The 21,477-nt window shown below is 38.6% G+C and carries 18 protein-coding genes; 17 read left to right on the forward strand and 1 reads right to left on the reverse strand.

The annotated features are described in order from the left end of the window. The first annotated feature begins 38 nt into the window (after positions 1-38). The 13 genes from murC (at position 39) to JZO85_RS14490 (ending at position 14,468) form a co-directional block, all read left to right on the forward strand. The gene (gene murC, locus JZO85_RS14430) at positions 39-1,373 is read left to right on the forward strand and encodes a UDP-N-acetylmuramate--L-alanine ligase (RefSeq protein WP_207109229.1); all 1,335 of its coding nucleotides are present in this window, start codon (positions 39-41) and stop codon (positions 1,371-1,373) included. 169 nt (positions 1,374-1,542) lie between these two features. Beyond that, the gene (locus JZO85_RS14435; protein WP_207109230.1) at positions 1,543-2,022 is read left to right on the forward strand and encodes a MaoC family dehydratase; all 480 of its coding nucleotides are present in this window, start codon (positions 1,543-1,545) and stop codon (positions 2,020-2,022) included. Next, positions 2,015-2,698 carry a Bax inhibitor-1/YccA family protein gene (locus JZO85_RS14440; protein ID WP_207109231.1) on the forward strand — a complete coding sequence of 228 codons (684 nt, stop codon included), beginning with the start codon at positions 2,015-2,017 and terminating at the stop codon, positions 2,696-2,698. Before JZO85_RS14435 ends, JZO85_RS14440 begins: the two co-directional genes overlap by 8 nt. Positions 2,699-2,912: 214 nt before the next feature. Beyond that, on the forward strand, positions 2,913-5,552 hold the full coding sequence (gene polA, locus JZO85_RS14445) for a DNA polymerase I (RefSeq protein WP_207109232.1): 2,640 nt from the start codon (positions 2,913-2,915) through the stop codon (positions 5,550-5,552). A gap of 174 nt (positions 5,553-5,726) precedes the next feature. Beyond that, complete coding sequence (mutM, locus tag JZO85_RS14450; RefSeq protein ID WP_207109233.1) at positions 5,727-6,560, forward strand: DNA-formamidopyrimidine glycosylase; 834 nt, start codon at positions 5,727-5,729, stop codon at positions 6,558-6,560. Positions 6,561-6,562: 2 nt separating this feature from the next. Continuing rightward, positions 6,563-7,162, forward strand: coding sequence for a dephospho-CoA kinase (gene coaE, locus JZO85_RS14455; protein ID WP_207109234.1), 600 nt, complete (start codon positions 6,563-6,565; stop codon positions 7,160-7,162). A 187-nt stretch (positions 7,163-7,349) separates the two neighbouring features. Further along, on the forward strand, positions 7,350-7,823 hold the full coding sequence (gene nrdR / locus JZO85_RS14460; protein WP_010744965.1) for a transcriptional regulator NrdR: 474 nt from the start codon (positions 7,350-7,352) through the stop codon (positions 7,821-7,823). A gap of 11 nt (positions 7,824-7,834) precedes the next feature. After that, positions 7,835-9,148: a DnaD domain protein gene (locus tag JZO85_RS14465; RefSeq protein ID WP_207109235.1), complete on the forward strand. Its 1,314-nt coding sequence runs from the start codon at positions 7,835-7,837 to the stop codon at positions 9,146-9,148. Beyond that, entirely contained in the window at positions 9,148-10,074 is a 927-nt protein-coding gene (gene dnaI / locus JZO85_RS14470; RefSeq protein ID WP_207109236.1) for a primosomal protein DnaI, read from the forward strand. The genes JZO85_RS14465 and dnaI overlap by 1 nt, the downstream gene beginning before the upstream one ends. A 117-nt stretch (positions 10,075-10,191) precedes the next feature. Beyond that, positions 10,192-10,905: a tRNA (adenine(22)-N(1))-methyltransferase gene (locus tag JZO85_RS14475; protein ID WP_207109237.1), complete on the forward strand. Its 714-nt coding sequence runs from the start codon at positions 10,192-10,194 to the stop codon at positions 10,903-10,905. Further along, entirely contained in the window at positions 10,886-12,007 is a 1,122-nt protein-coding gene (locus JZO85_RS14480) for a Nif3-like dinuclear metal center hexameric protein (protein WP_430732920.1), read from the forward strand. Before JZO85_RS14475 ends, JZO85_RS14480 begins: the two co-directional genes overlap by 20 nt. 23 nt (positions 12,008-12,030) lie before the next feature. Continuing rightward, complete coding sequence (gene pepT / locus JZO85_RS14485; RefSeq protein WP_207109239.1) at positions 12,031-13,260, forward strand: peptidase T; 1,230 nt, start codon at positions 12,031-12,033, stop codon at positions 13,258-13,260. A gap of 173 nt (positions 13,261-13,433) precedes the next feature. Continuing rightward, complete coding sequence (locus JZO85_RS14490) at positions 13,434-14,468, forward strand: lysylphosphatidylglycerol synthase transmembrane domain-containing protein (RefSeq protein ID WP_207109240.1); 1,035 nt, start codon at positions 13,434-13,436, stop codon at positions 14,466-14,468. Between the two features lie 18 nt (positions 14,469-14,486). On the opposite strand, the gene JZO85_RS14495 is transcribed toward JZO85_RS14490, so the two are convergent. Further along, positions 14,487-15,497, reverse strand: coding sequence for a zinc-binding alcohol dehydrogenase family protein (locus JZO85_RS14495; protein WP_207109241.1), 1,011 nt, complete (start codon positions 15,495-15,497; stop codon positions 14,487-14,489). A gap of 284 nt (positions 15,498-15,781) precedes the next feature. Between JZO85_RS14495 and clpB the strand changes: the two genes are divergently transcribed. The 4 genes from clpB to JZO85_RS14515 all read left to right on the forward strand — a co-directional run bounded on the left by clpB (position 15,782) and on the right by JZO85_RS14515 (position 21,223). Then, a complete protein-coding gene (clpB, locus tag JZO85_RS14500) occupies positions 15,782-18,385 on the forward strand; it encodes an ATP-dependent chaperone ClpB (protein ID WP_207109242.1) in 2,604 nt (867 codons plus the stop codon). Between the two features lie 281 nt (positions 18,386-18,666). After that, positions 18,667-19,524, forward strand: coding sequence for a glucosaminidase domain-containing protein (locus JZO85_RS14505; RefSeq protein WP_207109243.1), 858 nt, complete (start codon positions 18,667-18,669; stop codon positions 19,522-19,524). Positions 19,525-19,762: 238 nt separating this feature from the next. Beyond that, positions 19,763-20,692 carry a cysteine synthase A gene (cysK, locus tag JZO85_RS14510; protein ID WP_207109244.1) on the forward strand — a complete coding sequence of 310 codons (930 nt, stop codon included), beginning with the start codon at positions 19,763-19,765 and terminating at the stop codon, positions 20,690-20,692. Between the two features lie 93 nt (positions 20,693-20,785). Then, entirely contained in the window at positions 20,786-21,223 is a 438-nt protein-coding gene (locus JZO85_RS14515) for a Fur family transcriptional regulator (RefSeq protein WP_207109245.1), read from the forward strand. The last annotated feature ends 254 nt before the right edge of the window (positions 21,224-21,477 follow it).

Consider the following 21,477-nt stretch of genomic DNA (forward strand, 5'->3'; position numbering starts at 1 on the left):
ACCGCAAACAATTATGTACATACAAGGAAGAGGATTAAATGAATAATAAGGATACACTTTATCATTTTGTTGGAATCAAGGGCTCTGGAATGAGCTCGTTAGCTTTGGTTTTACATGAAAAGGGCTATGATGTACAAGGTTCTGACGTCGAAAAATATTTTTTTACACAACGAGACCTAGAAAAAGCCGGCATTACGATTTTGCCGTTTAGCGAAGATAATATTAAAGAGGGCATGACAATCATTCAAGGGAATGCTTTTCCTGATACTCATGAAGAAATTGCTCGGGCGAAGGAATTAGGCTTAGAAATTATACGTTACCATGATTTCATTGGTCAGTTTATCCAGCCTTATACCAGTATTGCTGTGACGGGATCACATGGCAAGACAAGTACCACAGGATTACTGGCCCATGTTTTAAATGGATTAGCACCAACCAGTTATTTAATTGGAGATGGTACAGGCCATGGTGTTCCTGATGCGAAGTTCTTCGCATTTGAAGCGTGTGAGTATCAGCGTCACTTTTTAGCTTATGCGCCAGATTATTCAATCATGACGAACATCGACTTTGACCACCCAGACTATTTCAAGAGTATTGATGATGTATTCGAAGCATTTCAAACGTTGGCTTCACAAGTTAAAAAGGGCATCTTCGCTTATGGCGATGATGAATATTTGCGTAAGTTAAAAGCTGATGTGCCGATTTATTATTATGGGCTATCTGAAAATGATGATATCCAAGCCCGTAACATCGTTCGTACTACGAATGGTTCCGCTTTTGATGTGTATCATAATGAGAAATTCCTCGGCCGATTTGCTGTTCCTTCATTTGGTAAACACAATATCTTAAATGCGTTATCAGTAATCGCAGTCGCTTATTTTGAAGGATTAGATATGGATATGGTCAAAGAAGAGATGTTGACGTTCTCTGGAGTAAAACGACGCTTTACTGAAAAGAAGGTTGCTGACATGATCATCGTTGATGATTATGCGCATCATCCGGCTGAAATCAAAGCGACAATTGATGCTGCCCGGCAAAAATATCCTGAGAAGGAACTGATTGCGGTCTTCCAACCTCATACCTTTACTCGGACGATTGCTTTGATGGATGAGTTTGCTGAGGCTTTAGATCGCGCTGACAAAGTTTATCTTTGTGATATTTTCTCGTCGGCTCGTGAGACAGCTGGCGATGTAAAAATTGAAGATCTAGGAGATAAAATTCAAAAAGGCGGACAAGTGATTAAAGAAGAAAACATGTCGCCATTATTAGACCACGAAAATGCAGTAGTGATCTTTATGGGCGCTGGTGATGTTCAAAAATTCGAACGTGCTTACGAAAATCTCCTAAGCAATACTACACGCAACGTATTATAAATAAGAAAAGAAGGGTTCTGACACAAATGTCTGAACCCTTCTTTAATGAATGATTACTAAGGTTCTGGGACTCAAACATTGATTTAGAAATCTTTATCAGAAAGTATGTACAAACTTGTGTTTTACTTGCTTTCTGATAAAATAATGAGTAGAACACATTACGGAGGGAATGACTTTGTATAATATGAAGGCTCGGAAAATAGGCAAAACGATTGACGAAATTGAGGAAGGTGACTCGTTATCGTTAACGGAATCGATCGAAGATAATCAGATTCTTTTATATTTAGGTTTGACAAATGATGCCAATCCTTTGTACATTCAGCATGATTATGCGAAAGAAACTGAGTATGAACAACCACTTGTGCCATCTATTATGTTGATGGGTATCATAACAAGTGCGATTTCTAAACATTTACCAGGACCGGGTTCTCACGTTGTGAATTTCTCGATCAATTTCATTGATCCGGTTTTTCACTATGAAACATTGACCTTTGAGTTTGAAGTAATTAAAGTGGATAAAATGAAGGATGTCGTTACTATCTCTGTTGAAGCAGTAGAAGCTACTGATAACGAAGAAAAACGCATCTTGGATGCTGTGGTAATGGTCAAACCGCCACAGACGCAAATAGGAGATGATTTAGATGAATAATCAAGAAACACGTGTATATGGCTTGAATCGCTTTTATGGTAAGATTTATGCTTTTCTCGCTTTAGGTATCGGAATTAGTGCAGTAATTTCTTACCTGTCTTTAAATGCTTGGAGCTATCAAGTCGCTAACTTTATTAATAATTTCCCGCTAGGCTTTTGGGGAATCTGGATTGCAGAAATCGCACTAGTGGTTTTTCTAGGTGTGAAAGCCCAAAAGAATCCAACGCTGGCAATCGGTGGATTTATTGTATACTCTGCACTAAATGGCTTAACCTTAGCTGTTACTTTAGCTATATATGATTTGGGAACAATTACTCAAGCATTTGTCACTGCGTCGGCAACATTTTTAGTAATGTCGCTTGTGGGATCATTTACTAAACGCGATTTATCTGGAATCGGGCGCGCAGCACTAAGCTGTTTGTTGGGAATTATCATCGCGATGCTGTTGAATGTTTTCGTGCTACACAGTAGTGCAGTTGATTTTTTTATTTCCATTTTAATGGTAGTAATTATGTCAGGAATTACAGCCTATGATAACCAAATGATTCGGAAGATCTATCTTGGATCAAATGGAGAGGTTGGAAATGGAGTTGCTGTCTTCATGGCACTACAACTTTATCTAGACTTCATCAACCTGTTCATTTCATTCTTACGAATTTTTGGAAACAGCAAATAGAGGCGGATATTCGCCTCTATTTTTTCTGTTCTGTCTTTAGAACAAGAATACTGGGAAAATCAGCTCCATTCTTTTCATTTCACTTCATAGTTTGTTAAAATGAAGCGGGGAAGCGTGATCAGTAGATAGTACATTTGTTTGTTTTTTTAGTAATCAAGCAGACTGTAAACACGATGAGAAATAAATACATTAATAGGAATTAGGAGTCGAAGACATGAGTGAGAATAAATTATTATTAGTAGACGGAAACAGTGTGGCTTTTCGTGCCTTTTTTGCCCTGCATAATTCTTTAGAGCGTTTTAAAAATAAGAATGGCTTACACACAAATGCGATTTATGCTTTTAACAATATGTTTGAAAATATAATGGACCGGGAAAAGCCAACCCATGTCTTAGTAGCTTTCGATGCAGGAAATACCACTTTTCGGACTGCGATGTATTCTGAATATAAGGGCGGCCGTTCTAAAACGCCAGGCGAATTCCGCGAACAGATGCCCTATTTACGTGAATTATTAGTTGGCTTGGGCGTGAAACACTACGAACTAGACAACTATGAAGCGGATGATATCATTGGTACATTGGCGCATCGTGCGGCTGAAGAAGGTTTTGAGGTTGTCGTATTATCTGGTGATCGCGACTTGACACAATTAGCAACAGATAAAATAAAAGTAGATATCACAGTAAAAGGTGTTAGTGAAATTGAATCATACACACCTGAACATGTGGCTGAGAAATATGATGGATTGACGCCAAATCAGATCATTGATATGAAAGGACTTGCTGGGGATACATCCGATAACTATCCAGGTGTCACAAAAGTTGGCGAAAAAACAGCAATCAAATTATTGAAGCAATTTGGCAGCGTCGAGGGCGTTTATGAAAATATTGATGAGCTGAAGAAAAGTAAAATGAAGGAAAACTTAATCAATGACAAGGATCAAGCTTTTCTTTCAAAAGAACTGGCAACCATCAAGTTAGATGCACCTGTCGATATTTCGATTGATGAGCTAGTTTATAGTGGAAAAGATTTAGATAAGCTGATTCCCTTTTTTAAAGAAATGGATTTTAAAGGCTTCTTAAGCAAACTGAATGTTGAAGAAGAGGAAGTCGAATTGGAAGATATCAAGTTTGAAGTAGTTACAGACTTCAAGAAAGAAATGTTTGATGCCGATTCAGCTCTATACGTTGAGATGTTAGAAGATAATTATCATTTTTCTGATATTGTAGGTGTCGCATGGGGAACAAAAGATAAAATCTATGTAACAAATGAATTAGCCTTATTTGAAAGTATTGATTTCAAAAAATGGCTAGAGTCAGCGAACGGAAAAAAAGTCTACGATGCGAAACGTACGTATGTTGCATTAAATCGCTATATTACCAGAACCGAAGGGATTAACTTTGATGTCTTATTGGCCGCTTATCTGTTAGATACTAATGATAATAGCAACGATATCGCTGGTGTGGCACAATACTATGGTTATTCTGAAATTCAAACAGACGAACAGGTTTATGGAAAAGGGGTTAAAAAAGGTCTGCCAGAGGATGACGATGTTTTCTTTGGACATTTAGCTCGTAAAATCAAAGCGATTCATTTCTTGAATGACAAGTTAGTAAATGAACTAGAAGAAAAGAAACAGGACAAGCTGTTCTACCAGATGGAACTACCGTTGTCACGCATCCTGGCGGAAATGGAGATTGCTGGAATCACTGTGGATGCCACGCGGTTACAAGCGATGCGTGGAGAGTTTTCAAAACGTCTACAGGATATCGAGAAAAAAATCTATCAGGAAGCTGGCGAGGAGTTCAACATCAACTCACCTAAGCAGCTAGGTGTGATTTTATTTGAAAAAATGCAGTTGCCAGTAATTAAAAAAACAAAGACGGGTTATTCAACTGCTGTGGATGTTTTAGAGCAATTACGAGAGCAAGCACCAATCGTGGACCACATTTTGAATTATCGACAAATCGCTAAAATTCAATCAACATATGTAGAAGGATTATTGAAGGTTATTCAAAGCGATAATAAAATTCATACGCGGTATATCCAAACATTGACACAAACAGGTCGTTTGAGTTCTGTTGATCCTAACTTGCAAAATATTCCTATTCGTTTGGAAGAAGGGCGCAAAATTCGACAAGCTTTTGTTCCGCGAGATGAGAACTGGTTGATCTATTCTTCAGATTACTCTCAAATCGAGTTGCGTGTTTTGGCACATATATCGGGAGATGAGCATTTGAAACAGGCGTTCCGTGATGGAATGGATATCCATACAAGTACTGCTATGCGTGTTTTTAATGTTTCAGAGGATGAGGTAACGCCGAATATGCGCCGGAATGCCAAGGCTGTTAATTTTGGTATCGTTTATGGTATCTCTGATTATGGACTTTCGCAAAACTTAGGAATCACACGTAAAGCGGCACAAGAGTATATTGACACTTATTTTGAAAATTATCCAGATGTGAAACGATATATGGAAGAAAGCGTACGTGAGGCAAAGGATAAGGGGTACTCTGCTACCTTATACAATCGTCGCCGCTACCTGCCAGATATCAATGCTCGCAATTTCAATCTACGCTCATTTGCGGAACGAACTGCTATTAATACACCGATTCAAGGAAGTGCGGCAGACATTTTGAAATTAGCGATGATTGAAATGGCAAAACGCTTGAAGGAGGAGAAGCTTCAAGCGACTATGCTGCTGCAAGTTCATGATGAACTTGTTTTTGAGGTCCCGGAGAGTGAGTTAGAACAATTAGATCAATTAGTTAAAGAAGTAATGGAAAACACGGTCCAACTAGACGTTCCATTATTGACGGATAGTAATTGGGGAAAAACTTGGTACGAAGCAAAATAAAGTAAAGGCTGGAAGAGATTCCAGCTTTTTTGCAAGTGTACCTGCCAGACTGAAGACATTCAAAATGCTGTTAACCTAAACTAGTTATCACCTCACATTTGTTCTGTTTTTGAATGAAGTCGTTGGTAATTTGTTGTATTTAGGAAATAATTAATAAGAGTTAGGATGATAGAGATGCCAGAATTGCCAGAAGTTGAGACAGTCAGAAAAGGCTTGATATCTTTGGTTAAGGGGAAAACGATCGCCAAAGTAGATGTATATTGGCCGCGAATTATTGAGTTTCCTGAAATCGAAATTTTTCAGCAGCAATTGATTGGTGAGACCATTGAAACTGTTGATCGACGCGGGAAATATTTGATTTTTCATTTTACTCATTATGAAATGGTTTCACACTTACGAATGGAAGGGAAATATGAATATTTTGATCAACCAAGACCATTGGATAAACATAGTCATGTGCGCTTCATTTTTACAGATGGAACAGAACTAATTTATCACGATGTGCGAAAATTTGGACGTATGGCCCTATTAAAAAAAGGTATGGCGAAAGAGTATAAGGGTTTATTGCAATTGGGTCCTGAACCAATCGATGAAGATTTTGATTTGTTGAATTTCAAACAACAGTTAAAAAAATCTTCAACGATGATTAAGCCATTATTATTGAATCAAAAAATTGTGGCAGGTTTAGGAAATATTTATGTCGATGAAGTTTTATGGTTAGCAAAAATTCATCCGGAGCAGCCTGCTGATACGTTGAGTGCGCAAACAGTTCGTCGCCTTCGAGTAGCAATCATTGAAGTGATTGCTAAGGCTAAAGAAGCTGGGGGAACGACGATCCGAACGTACTTAAATGCATTAGGAGAGGCCGGCCATTTTCAACAAGAGCTGCATGTATATGGTCAAACGGGCATTCCTTGCTCACGCTGCGGAACTCCTATCATAAAAATCAAAGTCGCCCAAAGAGGGACGCATCTTTGTCCTCATTGCCAAAAATTAAAGAAGGTGTAAGAATGAGTTTTGTTTTAGGTGTTACTGGAGGTATTGCCAGTGGAAAATCAACAGTTGTAGATTTTTTCAAAGCAAAAGGGTTTCCGATCGTTGACGGTGACATTGTGGCACGTAAAGTGGTGGAGCCTGAGACAGAAGGATTAATGGCATTGAAAAATACTTTTGGTCAGACCATCATTGATGAAAATGGTCAATTAGATCGAAAAAAACTAGGCAGTATCATTTTTCATGATGAGAAAAAAAGAGCATTGCTAAATAAAACACTTGATCCATTTATTCGAGGTGAAATCCAACGTCAAACAGAAGAAGCAAAACTATCAAGTGATTTGGTAATCGTAGATATTCCTCTCTTGTATGAAGGAAATTATGAGACGATGATGGATAAGGTAGCGGTTGTTTATGTCACGCCAGAAATTCAACTAAATCGTTTGATGGCAAGAAATCACTTGAATGAAGAGGAAGCGATGGAGCGCATCAAAAGCCAGCTTTCTTTGAAAAAAAAGAAAGAACGGGCAGATATTATTATTGATAATTGCCGTTCTCGAGAAAAAACGCGCCAGCAGGTTCTTGATTGGTTGCAAAAAAATAAATTTGTTTCTTAAAGATTTCTGCGTCGTAGCATTACGACGCTTTTTTTAGCCAGCTGGTTATGGTAAACTCATGTTATATAAACAAATATACCTTTTGTTTCTGCAAGCTTTTATTTAAAAAAAGTTATTCTATATAACAAAATAGATTTCACGTTTAATAGGTGAATTTAGTTAATATTAAGAAAGTGTGGGTGAAATTATGCGTTGTCCAAGATGTAATCATAATAATTCTCGAGTAATTGATAGTCGACAAACAGACGATGGGCGAGCGATTCGCCGTAGAAGAGAGTGTGAGAGCTGTGGTTTCCGATTTACGACCTTTGAACGTATCGAAGCTGCTCCTTTATTAGTTGTTAAGCGAAACGGTGATCGTGAAGAATTTAGTCGTGATAAAATTTTACGTGGCTTGATTCGATCTGCAGAAAAGCGTCCAGTAGCAATGGAGCAGATGGAGCAAATCGTGGATCATGTTGAAAATCGTGTACGAAGTATGGGAGAAAATGAAATACCGACCAGTCAAATCGGAGAATTTGTCATGGAGGACTTGATGGAGGTCGATGAGATTGCCTATATTCGTTTTGCCAGCGTGTATCGACAGTTCAAGGACATGTCAGTATTTTTAAAGGAATTACAGGAGATCGTTGACAAAGCAAAGTCAACGGATGAAGAGTAGGAGGCATTTTAGTGGCAGAAGAGCTAAAACCCAGTACCTTTTATACGGTCTATGGTGAGCCACAGCTTGATCAAAGTAAACAAAATGCTTTACTGTACCTATATCAGCCGATCGTTGGAAGTGTTGCACTAAGCTTATATCTAACCTTAGTAAGTGATATCACATTGGAAGGCAAAAGTCCCAGTCTGATGCACACAGATTTGTTAGCAGCAGTTGATACAGGACTGATGAATTTAGTAAAAGCACGTGAGCATCTTGAAGGGATCGGATTGCTGGAAGCTTATGAGAAGACAGATGATGAAATCGGCATGAGCTTGATTTATCAATTACGTCTGCCGCTTGGACCAGAAAAATTCTTTCAAGATCCATTGATGGCTTACCTGCTGATGGATAAAGTCGGAAAACGTCGGTATGAGCGATTGGTTGAACGTTATAAGCCAAAGAATTTTGACAGAGAATCAATAAAAAAAATCACAAAACGTTTTCGGGATGTTTATCGATTGGATGAAACTGCGTTTACCAGCTATAGTGAGGCTTTAGAACAAACACAGGAAGAGTTTGCCGACAGATCAGATTTTGATTGGTCATTATTTACTCAACAGTTAAAACGATTCAGTTTGGTTTTGACCTTTGAGGAACGTGAGAAGCTGCAAACATTTCAGACCCTATATGGCTTAAATGAGTTAGATCTAGCAGAATTCGTGGCTAAAGCCAGTGCTGGCGAAAGAGCAGGGTTAAACTTCAATTATTTGCGTCAGCTGATCAATAAAGAAAAACGACCAAAGGTTTCTGCGGCCCCAAAACAAGCGTTGACAGAAAACCCGTCAAGCGCCAGCAATTTTTCACCTCAGGAGTTAGAAATTATCGCACAGAGTAAAAAAATTGCACCAGTCACTTTTTTACGTGCGATTAAACGGGAAAAGGGCGGTTTCGAGACAAATACAGAAGTTCGCTTATTAGAAGAGCTGATCGGTCGAAATCTATTGCCAAAAAGCGTGATCAATATTATCATCAATTATATTTTGGTGATCCAAAACCAAGCTGTAATCAACGCGAACTATTTAAATGCTATTGCCAATGACTGGGCGCAAAAGAAAATCAGCACACCAGAAGAGGCAATCACTCATGTGCGAGAAAACAATCAAAAATTAGTACGCAAGTCTCAAGCATCTCGTCCCAATTATCAAAAACGAGGGACTGGACGTAAAGAAGCTTTGCCTGAACATATCAAACAACCGCCAAAAGAAACGAAACTTACACCAGAAAAAGAGGCAGAACTGAACCGTAAGTTAGCAGAATATTTAAATAAAGAAGGTGACGATTGATGGAAGATGTAGGAAAAGAATTGAATCGCATCATTAAGAGCCGCGGGGTCGATGGTCGTTACCGCCAAATGATGGAAGAGATTTTGGCTGACCCAGATGTTCGGCAATTTATCGAAGAGCACAAAGCAAAGTTAACGCAAGAAGATATCGAGAAATCTTTTGCAAAGTTGTATGAGTTTGTTCAAGAGAAGAAAAAATATTTAGCCTCAGATCCTACCATGATCGCACCTGGTTACGAGCCGCAATTGAGTTTGAATTTTCATTTTATCGATGTAACTTATGTTCCAACGGACGAGCTATTGCGATTGAAGCGTGAAGAAGAGATTCGCAATCGCGTGAATTCTTTAGACATGCCTAAGGATATTCGGAAAGCTTCTATTAGGACTTTTGAAGTAACTTCTGGTCGCAGCGAAGCATTAGAGGCATCGTTGGATTTTATCAATCAATATGAAGCAAGTCCAAAAATGTTTCATAAGGCCTTGTTTCTTGTTGGCGATTTCGGTGTTGGGAAAACTTATTTATTAGGTGCTGTTGCGCATGAGCTAGCTGTTAAGGGATTTGAAACGACGCTGTTGCATTTTCCAACCTTTGCTGGAGAAATGAAACAAGCGATATCGAATGACAAGGTTGGACCTAAACTAGATGAGGTCAAACGTGCGCCGATTTTGATGATTGATGATATCGGAGCTGACTCTATGAGTGCTTGGATTCGTGATGAGGTTTTAGGCGTGATCTTGCAGCATCGGATGCAGGAACAATTACCGACATTCTTTTCTTCTAATTTCAATATGGATCAACTGGAACAGCATTTATCCGTTACACAACGTGGTGACGAGGAACCATTGAAAGCCAAACGGATCATGGAACGTGTCCGTTACTTGAGTAAAGAAATTTGGGTGATTGGTGAAAATCGCCGAAATGGTTAAAAAACGAAAAGTTTCTTAGAAAAAGGAAAACGCCCTATTAAAAAGCGCTATCATTTAGCTCTTTTTTAGGGGCGCTTTTTTTAAGGAGTGTTATAATCAATTTTAGGATGTGAAAAAATGAACGCCAAAGATTTATCGCTTCGTCTACAAAAAGCTGCGGAGTTTGTACCGCAGGACGCTCGTCTAGCTGATATTGGTTCTGACCATGCGTATTTGCCGGTGGCTCTGATATTGCAAAACAGAATTTCTTATGGGATTGCTGGTGAAGTCGTGGAAGGTCCCTATAAATCTGCCAAGAAACAAGTTGCTAAAAATGGCTTAGAAAATAAAATCGATGTTCGTTTAGCTGATGGACTTGAAGCTGTGGAGTTAGCAGATGAGGTGTCAGCCATTACTATTTGCGGTATGGGCGGCGTGTTGATTCGTGATATTTTACAACGAGGCAAAGAAAAAAATCGGTTATCAGGCAAAGAGCGCCTGATCCTGCAGCCGAATGTTGGTGAACGCCAATTACGCCAATGGTTGGTTAACGAGAAGTATACCATCACTGATGAAGCAATCATTGAAGAAAACAATAAAATCTATGAAATCATTGTAGCTGACAAGTATTCAGAGGTGCTTGATTATTCTGCTAAAGAGCTCTTGTTTGGCCCACACTTATTGATTGAAAAAACCCCTGTCTTTATTGAAAAATGGCAGCATAAGTTAAATAAGAGTAAAAAAATTCTAACTAGTCTGCATCAAAGTGATCAAGATGTCACAGAAAAAATTCAAGAAGTCGCACTAGAAATCGAATGGATCAAGGAGGTACTTGCAGATGCAGGGAAATGAATTTATCCAACGCTTTAAACAATATTGTCCTGAATGGTTAGCTGAAGAGGGCGATCCAGTTGGGCTTCATATCGGAACTTTGAACAAGAAGGTCGATCGAATAATGATGAGTTTAGATGTTCGACCGGCAGTTGTAGAAGAAGCGATTGCTAAAAAGGTTGATTTATTGATCGTTAAGCATCCACCAATATTTCGACCAGTTTCACGATTAACGACCGACGATGTTCAAACGAAAATGTATGCTGATTTAATCAAGCACGACATTGCGGTCTATGCTGCTCATACTAATATGGATATTATCCACAACGGATTGAATGATTGGTTTTGTGAAGAATTAGATGTTTTTGATACAGATTACCTAATTCATACCCATACCATCAAAATGAAAAAAATAGCTGTTTATGTGCCGCAAAATGACGCGAAAAAAATGCGCAATGCATTAGCTGAAGCAGGTGCAGGAGAGCAAGGAAATTATACTGCTACTTCTTTCACTGTAAATGGTACCGGCCGATTCACACCGAATGGTGAAGCAAATCCAACGATTGGATCGTTGAATAGACCAGAACAGGTTCAGGAAAGCAAGGTTGAGATGATTTTCCCAGAAACGAAGCAAGCAGATGTTGTTGCGGCGATGCTAGCAGCTCACCCGTATGAAGAGCCGGCATATGACATTTACCCGCTTGATAATCTAGCTGAAAATTATGGAATTGGCCGTGTCGGCGAGTTGAAAGAAGCAATGACGACTGAAGAATTTATAGTAAAAGTGAAAAAAACTTTCGATTTGGAAGGTTTGCGGGTCGTTTACCCTCATATTGTAAAGGAAAATATTAAGCGTGTGGCAATTTGTGGAGGAAGCGGAGAGAAGTTTTATCGCGAGGCTTTAGCCGCAAATGCTGATGTTTATATTACCGGAGATGTCTATTATCATACTGCTCATGATATGCAGGAAACAGGCATGTTAGTCATTGACCCCGGACACTATATTGAGTCATTGTGCAAAGAAAAAATGGTGACTCTTTTTAACCAATGGAAAAATGAAGAAGGCTGGAATGTTGATTTCTTTGTGTCTGAGACTTCCACGAACCCTTTCTCATTTAAATAAATTGCATTAAAGGAGAGAGTAAGATGTACGAAAATTTATTACCGCGTTTTTTAGACTATGTTAAGACAGAAACTCGTTCTGATGCGACAAGCACCACAACCCCCACAACTCAAACACAGGTAGCATTTGCTCATGAGCTGATGAAAGAATTAGAACAAATCGGCATGAAAGATATTTCTTATAATGAAAAAAATGGCTACGTGATTGCAACTTTGCCAAGCAACCTTGACAAAGAAGCGCGGACTATCGGATTCATCTCTCACATGGATACTGCAGATTTCAATGCGACAGGGGTCAATCCTCAAATCGTTGAAAATTATGATGGTGAATCAACGATTAAATTGGATGAAGTTGGGAAATATACATTAAACGTAAAAGATTTTCCTAACTTAAAGAATTATGTTGGTCAAACATTGATCACAACGGACGGTTCGACACTACTAGGCTCTGATGATAAATCTGGGATTGCTGAAATTATGACAGCGATGGAATACTTGATCAAGCATCCCGAAATCAAGCATGGTGAAGTGCGTGTCGGCTTTGGTCCCGATGAGGAAATCGGAATCGGTGCTGATAAGTTTGATGTGAAGCAATTCAATACAGATTTTGCATACACAATGGATGGCGGACCGATCGGTGAACTACAATACGAAACATTCAGCGCAGCTCAAGCCGAAATTACGATGCACGGTAAGAATGTTCATCCAGGTACAGCCAAAAATACGATGATCAATGCTTTACAAATGGCAATCGATTTCCATAATCAATTACCAGAGGCTGATCGGCCAGAGAAAACAGACGGCCGTGAAGGGTTCTTCCATTTATTAGCTCTAAATGGAAATGTCGAAGAAGCGAAAATGACGTACATTATTCGAGATCATGACCGCGCTAAATTTGAAGAACGCAAACAAATGATTACTGAGCTTCAAGCAAAAATGAACAGTCAATTTGATCAAGAGCGTGTGGAAATCAACATGTATGATCAATACTACAATATGGGTGAGATTATTGAAAAGGACATGAGTGTCATCGATCTAGCCAAAGGTGCGATGGAAGAAGTTGGTGTAACACCAATTATCGAGCCAATCCGCGGAGGTACTGACGGATCTAAAATCTCATTCATGGGTATTCCAACGCCAAATATTTTTGCTGGAGCAGAAAATATGCATGGACGCTTTGAATTTGTTTCATTGCAAACAATGGAAAAAGCCGTTGATGTAATCGTGAAAATTATTGAAAACAATGCTAAATAGTTTTTTTCTGAAAAAGCTTTGAGGAAACTTGAAGCTTTTTCTTTTTTTGCTCATTCGCATGTGGTAGGCTATAGCAATAAAGAAAAAATGAGTCTATAGACAATATCAGTTCCGTTTTCCCCAGTTTATTTAAGATGTGGAAAATGAGTACAATGAACTAGGAGTTAAAAAAAATGAACCTTTCGATCAATCGTAAATTGATTCTAAATATCTTGTTGTTTATAGTAATGATCGGTGTGATTATCTTTGTCATCCGCGACTCGTTAAGTGATATTTTTACTGAGCTTGGGAGAACCTCCTTGCCAGTACTCTTAGGGGTTACAGGATTAGGCGTAATCAGTCAGATTATTGAGGGATATACCATAAAAAATATTGCCGGGGAGTTTAATCCCAAATTTACTGTACGAGATGGCTTTTTTGCTTCGGCATATGCGACCTTTTATCGAGTAATTACTTTTGGAACAGGCTCAATCGTATCTGAGGTGATCTACTATCATAAGAAAGATCTGAGATACTCAGAAGGAACAGGCACCAGCGCTTTGCGAATGGTCACGTATAAAATAGCATTGATGATTTGGGCATTGTTTTTTTTGATCGTAAAAGGCAATGCGATCCAAGAACATATCGCTAATGGTATCTTTTTAGTTCTCGCAGGAATACTCGTGACCTTGCTGATCATTTCGACTTTATTGGTCCTAAGCTTGAATATCAATGCTCAAGTTTTACTGGTGATTATTTGTAATCGGCTGTTCAAAAGACAAAAGCTGCGAGATATTGTTGATCAGGTGAACAATCAGGTCTACTCTTTGCGGGGAGCGATCAAAACGTTCATTCGGGATCGTAATGCGGTTATCCGTGTTTTCTGCTCCAATATGGCAAAATTGGTTGTGTGGTATTCGTTGCCGTTTTTTATTTTGATAAAAGATTACCCTGAAATCGATCTTTGGTTAACGGTTGCATTGATTAGCTTTACGGTGATTCTTGGGGGAGTTTTACCGGCACCAGGAGGAATCGGCGGGTTTGAATTTGTCTATGTACTATTGTTTCGACATGTTGTAGGAAAAGTCGATGCCGTATCATCCCTGCTTCTTTACCGCTATGCGACGTATTTGTTGCCATTTTTGATTGGAATGATCTATGTTCTATTTAACAAGCAGCGTCAAATAAACCATGAAATTAAAGAGGCTAAAAAGGAAGTTAACGACTGATTTCGTTAACTTCCTTTTTTAATAATGTACAACCAGCTTTCCGATCATTTTATTTTCTTCGATAAACTGATGTGCTTGATAAAAGACCTCTGGAGAAAAGCCAGGAATAATTTTGGTCAAAGTGCTTTTAATCTTTTTTTCCAGCAGCAATTGAACGAGCAATTCTAATATTACTCCTTGTGAGGCAACATTATAGTCAAAGTCCGTCTTAGCGAACATATACTCCCAATCAAAGCTTCCGGATTTATTTTTCAATTTGGCCAAATTCAAATCTTTACTTGATCCGACTATTGAACCAAGATGACCAAAGGGTTCAAGCAGATCGCTCATCTCTTCGAAGTAGCGGTCTGTAGAATGAAGAATCAAAATGTAAGGTAATGATTTATAGCCGATTTTTTTAAGTTGTTTAGTCAAATCCTTATGGTGATCGATGACATGATCAGCCCCCATTTTCTCAGACCATTCTTTGCTTTCTTTACGTGAAGCAGTAGTAATTACAGTTAGGCCAGCCCATTTAGCTAATTGAGTGGCTACTGAACCGACACCGCCAGCCCCATTGATAATCAAAATCGTTCCTTCATTTTGCTTTTCTTCAGGGATCAATCTCATTTTTTCAAACAACATTTCATAAGCAGTAATAAAAGTTAAAGGCATTGCAGCCGCTTCATCAGTTGAAATTCCGTTTGGTAATTTTGCAACGATTCGAGAATCAACGATTTGGTTCTCACTGTAACTTCCAAATCTTTTCGTTGTACCAGCAAAAAAGACTCGATCACCAATCTCCATATTTTTCACTTCACTGCCTAGCTGAGTAACAATACCGACGCTATCAAATCCTAAGATATGCGGTTGAGGAGTCCCTTTGCCGCTTTGTCTTAGTTTTGTGTCTACTGGATTGATTGAGACAGCCAAATTTTTAATGACTAGATCAAATTTATTTAATTTTGGAAGCATCACTTCATATGTTTCAAAATGGTTTCCTTCCGAAAGTGGAAACCCCTTTTCAAATCCGATCACGCGAGAAATCATCAAATCACTCTCCTTGTCCATACTAAATCACTCATTTTCTTGGTGAAAGATGAGCTTGATTTTCACGTCTTATCATTTTCTAGTCAGCATTTGGCTCATTAAAAAGAGTCAGATGAAAAGCCAATAGGCTAACTAGTACCTTATTAGTAATGAGAGAATTGTAGCATTATTTCGAATTTCTTCATAATAATAAACGTTGAATTTGATGAGTTTAACGTTTGACCTTTACTGACCAACGTTATATACTGATACTTGTAAAAATTAATTATGTCGGAGGTATGTTTATGAATATCGAAAAAATGACGACAACTTTACAAGAAGCGGTTGCTGAAGCTCAGCAAATTGCGGTTACAAGACATCATCAAGAAATTGATATTGCTCACTTATGGAAAATTTTTTTACAGCCAAATCATTTTGGCCGAAATTTTTATACCGACGCGGGAATTGACGTTGAACAGTTTGAGCGAGAAGTGGATAGGGTATTAGATGAGTATCCCACTGTTAGTGGCGGTAATGTTCAATATGGTCAAAATCTTAGCCAAAATCTATTTAACCTTTTGAGTGAAGCAGACAAATTACGAGAAAAATTTCAGGATGATTTTTTATCTACAGAAATTGTCATTTTAGCGTTGATGAAATTAAAAAATTATTCATTGACGAAGTATTTGATTCAGCAAGGGTTGAGTGAAAAACAACTACAGAAAAATATTGAAGAAATGCGAGGAGGGGATCGAGTGACCTCACAAAATCAAGAAGAAACTTATAAAGCATTGGAGAAATACGGCGTTGATTTAGTTCAGCAGGTTAAAAATGGCAAGCAGGATCCGATTATTGGTCGTGATGAAGAAATTCGTGATGTTATCCGAATTCTTTCTCGAAAAACAAAAAATAATCCAGTGTTAATTGGTGAGCCGGGTGTTGGTAAAACTGCCATTGTGGAGGGATTGGCACAACGGATTGTACGCAAAGATGTTCCTGAAAATCTAAAGGATAAAACTGTTTTTTCTTTGGATATGGGATCATTGATTGCTGGAGCAAAATTTCGAGGTGAGTTTGAAGAACGTTTAAAGGCAGTTTTAAAAGAAGTCAAAAAATCAGACGGCAGAATTTTATTGTTTATCGATGAAATTCATAACATTGTTGGCGCTGGAAAAACAGAAGGCAGCATGGATGCCGGAAATATCCTTAAACCAATGTTGGCTCGTGGCGAGTTGCATTTGATTGGCGCTACGACTTTAGATGAATACCGTCAATATATGGAAAAAGACAAAGCACTGGAACGTCGATTCCAAAAGGTTTTAGTGAAAGAACCGACGGTCGAAGATACGATCAGCATTTTACGTGGGTTGAAGGAGCGATTTGAGATCCACCATGGTGTAAATATCCATGACAATGCTTTAGTAGCTGCAGCGACGTTATCAGATCGTTACATTACAGATCGTTTCTTACCTGATAAGGCGATCGATTTAGTTGATGAAGCTAGTGCCAGTATTCGAGTGGAAATGAACTCGATGCCAACAGAACTTGATCAAGTAACTCGCCGGTTGATGCAATTAGAAATTGAAGAAGCCGCTTTAAAAAAAGAGAGCGATGATGCAAGCAAAAAACGTTTAGAAAACCTGCAAGAAGAACTGGCTGATCTTCGTGAAGAAACTAATGCAATGAAATTACAATGGGAGACTGAAAAAGAAGAAGTCAATGTCGTTTCTAATAAACGAGCGGAAATCGATCAAGCTAAACACGAGTTAGAGGATGCAGAAAACAATTATGACCTCGAACGAGCAGCTGTACTGCGTCATGGCACGATTCCAAATTTGGAGAAAGAGTTAGCTGAGCTTGAAGAAAAAAATCAAAAGAATGACATAAAAATGGTTCAGGAAGCGGTAACTGAAAATGAAATTGCGCAAGTAGTCGGCAGATTGACCGGAATTCCGGTAACCAAATTGGTAGAAGGTGAACGAGAAAAGTTATTGAGTTTGAACAGCACCTTGCACAAACGCGTGATTGGTCAGGATGAAGCAGTGGACGCTGTAAGTGACGCGGTGTTACGGTCACGTGCAGGCCTGCAGGATCCTAATCGTCCCTTAGGGTCATTCTTATTCTTAGGACCGACGGGTGTTGGAAAAACCGAACTTGCTAAAGCATTAGCAGAAAATCTATTTGATTCCGAAGATCACATGGTACGTATCGACATGAGTGAGTATATGGAGAAGCACTCAGTATCACGGCTTGTTGGGGCACCTCCAGGCTATGTTGGCTACGAGGAAGGCGGACAACTGACAGAAGCCGTTCGAAGAAATCCTTATACGATTATCTTACTTGATGAAATTGAAAAAGCGCATCCGGATGTTTTCAATATTTTACTGCAAGTGTTGGATGATGGACGATTGACAGATTCTAAAGGTCGTTTAGTTGATTTCAAGAATACAGTATTGATCATGACTAGTAATATCGGGTCACAAGTATTACTGGATGGTGTAACAGTTGATGGGAAAATTCCTGAGACAACAAAAGAACAGGTGTTAAGTATGTTGCGAGGTCATTTCAAGCCGGAATTTTTGAACCGAATTGATGATACCATCTTATTTACACCGTTGAGTTTGGATAATGTAAAAGGCATTGTCGAGAAAATTGTGCAGCACTTGTCTCATCGTTTAGAGGAACAAGAAATTCAATTAGAGATTACAGAGGACGCTAAAAGTTGGATTGCTGAAAAAGCCTATGAACCACAATATGGTGCGCGTCCACTGAAACGATTCATTACACGAGAAGTGGAAACGCCTCTAGCAAAAGAAATTATTGCTGGACGAGTAATGCCGAAAACCAGCGTTTCTATCGAATTACTAGATGATCAATTGGTTTTTCAGAATCAGCCAATTAATGAATAAATTAATTATGTAAATAAAATATGATCTAAAATCAAGAGTGGAATGACAGAAATATTTTTCTGGTTGTTTCACTCTTTTTGAAATTTTCAATAAAATAAACCTTCGAGAAAAAATCAAGTCTTTTTAAAGCGAAACATAACAACTTTTTCATTACGCATGTTACGAAGTAATGACAAATTAGTGAATTTGTGGTGTTTAAATTGTTTGTTAATTGTTAATGGATTATACTTTTAAAGTAAGTAAAAATGAAGAGCTCTGTAGAGGTTTCTTGGAGGTATATAATGAACCAATTTAAGACCCGCATCGAAAAATACAATTATTTAAAAACGCAGCAAAAGGAAAAACGAATAAAGACAGCTAAAAAAACTGTCCCTTTGTTAGGAACGGCGATGATTCTTTCGCCAGCTGTTTTGACTATGAATACAGTAAAAGCCAGTGCGGCTGAAACTGCTCAGGTTCAAAATCAATCTGCATTTATCGAACAATTAGGCGCTTCTGCAATGCAGGTTTCAGCGTCAAGTGATCTTTATGCATCGATCATGGTCGCTCAGGCTTTAGTTGAAACTGGTTTTGGTACCTCTCAATTATCAGCAGCACCTTATTATAATTTATTTGGTGTAAAAGAATATAGTGGCGGACCATCAGTAACTATGAGTACACAGGAGTATCTAAATGGACAATGGGTAACAATGAACGAACCATTTGCCGTTTACAGCAGTTATGCGGAATCATTTCAGGCTCATGCTAGTTTGTTAGCTAGCTCTTATTATGCGGGCGCGTGGAAAAGTCACACAAATAGTTATCAAGACGCAGCGGTTTATCTAACGGGTCGTTATGCTACAGACCCTGGATATGCCAGTAAATTAATCTCATTAATCCAAAACTATAACCTGACTCGTTTTGATACACCAGGAGCAGGTACAGCAGTTCAATCGACTGAGGAGACTCAAACTGTTTCTGAACAAACTACAACTGTGCAGCAAACAGCTCAAGCGAGCGGTCAATCTTACACTGTTCAATCCGGTGATTCGATCTGGGGCATCGCCGAAAAATTCGGTATCAGTGTCGATCAATTACTAGCGGATAACGGTTGGAGCTCAGATTCAACAATCATGCCAGGCGATACGATTGTCATTTAACTTCTTAAAGATGGAGCGATTTGCTCCGTCTTTTTGTTGATGCAATTTTTCGCAGATACAAGAGCGGCTGTCAGCTTTTTATATTAATTGGTATAATAAGAACTACGCTTCACTCTAGATGGAAGAAGAAAAACTTAAGAAATGGCTATCTATCCATTTTTTAAAGTCGAAATTCTCGCATCTTTTCTCATTATTCGTTAATATAACTTACATAAGGTAAGGAATGGAGCGAGGTAAAATGACAAAAATCTACAATTCAATTTTGGATACAATTGGCGAAACACCCATCGTAAAACTAGGACGTATAACAACAGATGATATGGCACAAGTGTATGTTAAGGTGGAATCATTTAATCCTGGCAGCAGTGTAAAGGATCGAATTGCATTAGCGATGATTGAGGATGCAGAAAAAAACGGCAGGTTAAAAGCTGGGATGATGATTATTGAACCAACGTCTGGAAATACAGGAATTGGTTTAGCAATGGTTGGAGCAGCAAAAGGCTACTCTGTGACTTTAGTAATGCCAGAAACTATGAGTATCGAGCGTCGTAAGTTAATGCAGGCTTATGGTGCCAATCTTGTTTTAACGCCTGGAGCAGAGGGAATGAAAGGCGCTATTGCGAAAGCAAAGGAACTATCAGAAGAAAAGAATGGGTTCATACCATCGCAATTTGATAACCCGATCAATCCGAAAGTTCATGAAAAGACGACAGCCAAAGAAATCGTAAACGCATTTGAAAAGAATGGGTTAGATGCTTTTGTGGCTGGGGTAGGTACTGGCGGTACTATCACAGGTGTCGGAAATGAATTGAAGCGCATGTATTCGGACATCAAGATTTATGCGGTAGAACCAGAGGAATCGCCTGTCTTAGAAGGCGGTCAACCGGGGCCACATAAGATTCAAGGAATTGGCGCGGGATTTGTGCCAAGCATTCTAAATACTGAGGTATATGATCAGGTTTTACCGGTAAACAGCAACGATGCAATGGAAACTGCTAGAGAAATTGCAAAAAAAGAAGGGATTCTAGTAGGAGTATCTTCAGGTGCTGCCTTATTTGCAGCGATGGAGGTAGCAAAAAAGATGGGTCCAGATCAAAAGGTATTGGTTTTATTGCCTGATAATGGGGAGCGCTACTTATCCACTGAGTTATTTCAATTTAACCAATAAGTTTATGAAAAATATTAATTTTTGAATCCAACTAGTATTTCCCCTCAGATAATAGTATCATTTTAATATAGAATCCAATTAGGAGGGGCTTATATGGTAAATGAGGCAGTCGATCGAGCGGTCAAAGAATTGAAGGCCGGTGGAGTCCGAATTACGCCACAACGTTATGCCATTTTAGAGTATTTGATCCAGTACCGTAATCATCCAACAGCTGATGAAATTTTTCGTTCACTAGAAAGCCGCTTCCCAAATATGAGTGTGGCTACCGTGTACAACAATTTGAGGAAATTCGTTGAGATTGGTATCGTGCAAGAAATGAACTATGGCGATGCGGCAAGTCGATTCGATTTCACGAATCAGCAGCATTATCATGCAATTTGTACGGAGTGTGGAAAAATCGTTGACTTTTTCTATCCCGGACTGGAAGATGTTGAAATGGCATCAAGCAAATTGACAGGTTATCAGATTAATAAGCATCGCTTAGAGGTGTATGGCTTGTGTCCTGATTGTCAAAAAAAGGCTGAGGAATAATTCCTCGGTCTTTTTCATTTAACATAACAAAAAGTATATTTTTGTTAATGAGAATGATCACATAATTTTGTGGCAGCGTTTGCTCATTTTTTTATTAAAAAAACTTTTTTAAGAGAAGCAAAAAATATAAAATGAAAATACTCTTATCTGATAATGCTGTTATGACAGTGTTATCAGATATTTTTTTTCAATTAAATGAAGAGACTATCAAGATAAATGAGATATCAATAACACTTAGAGCATGTTCGTTGCTT

Source organism: Candidatus Enterococcus murrayae, from assembly GCF_017315985.1.
GTDB lineage: Bacteria > Bacillota > Bacilli > Lactobacillales > Enterococcaceae > Enterococcus_A > Enterococcus_A murrayae.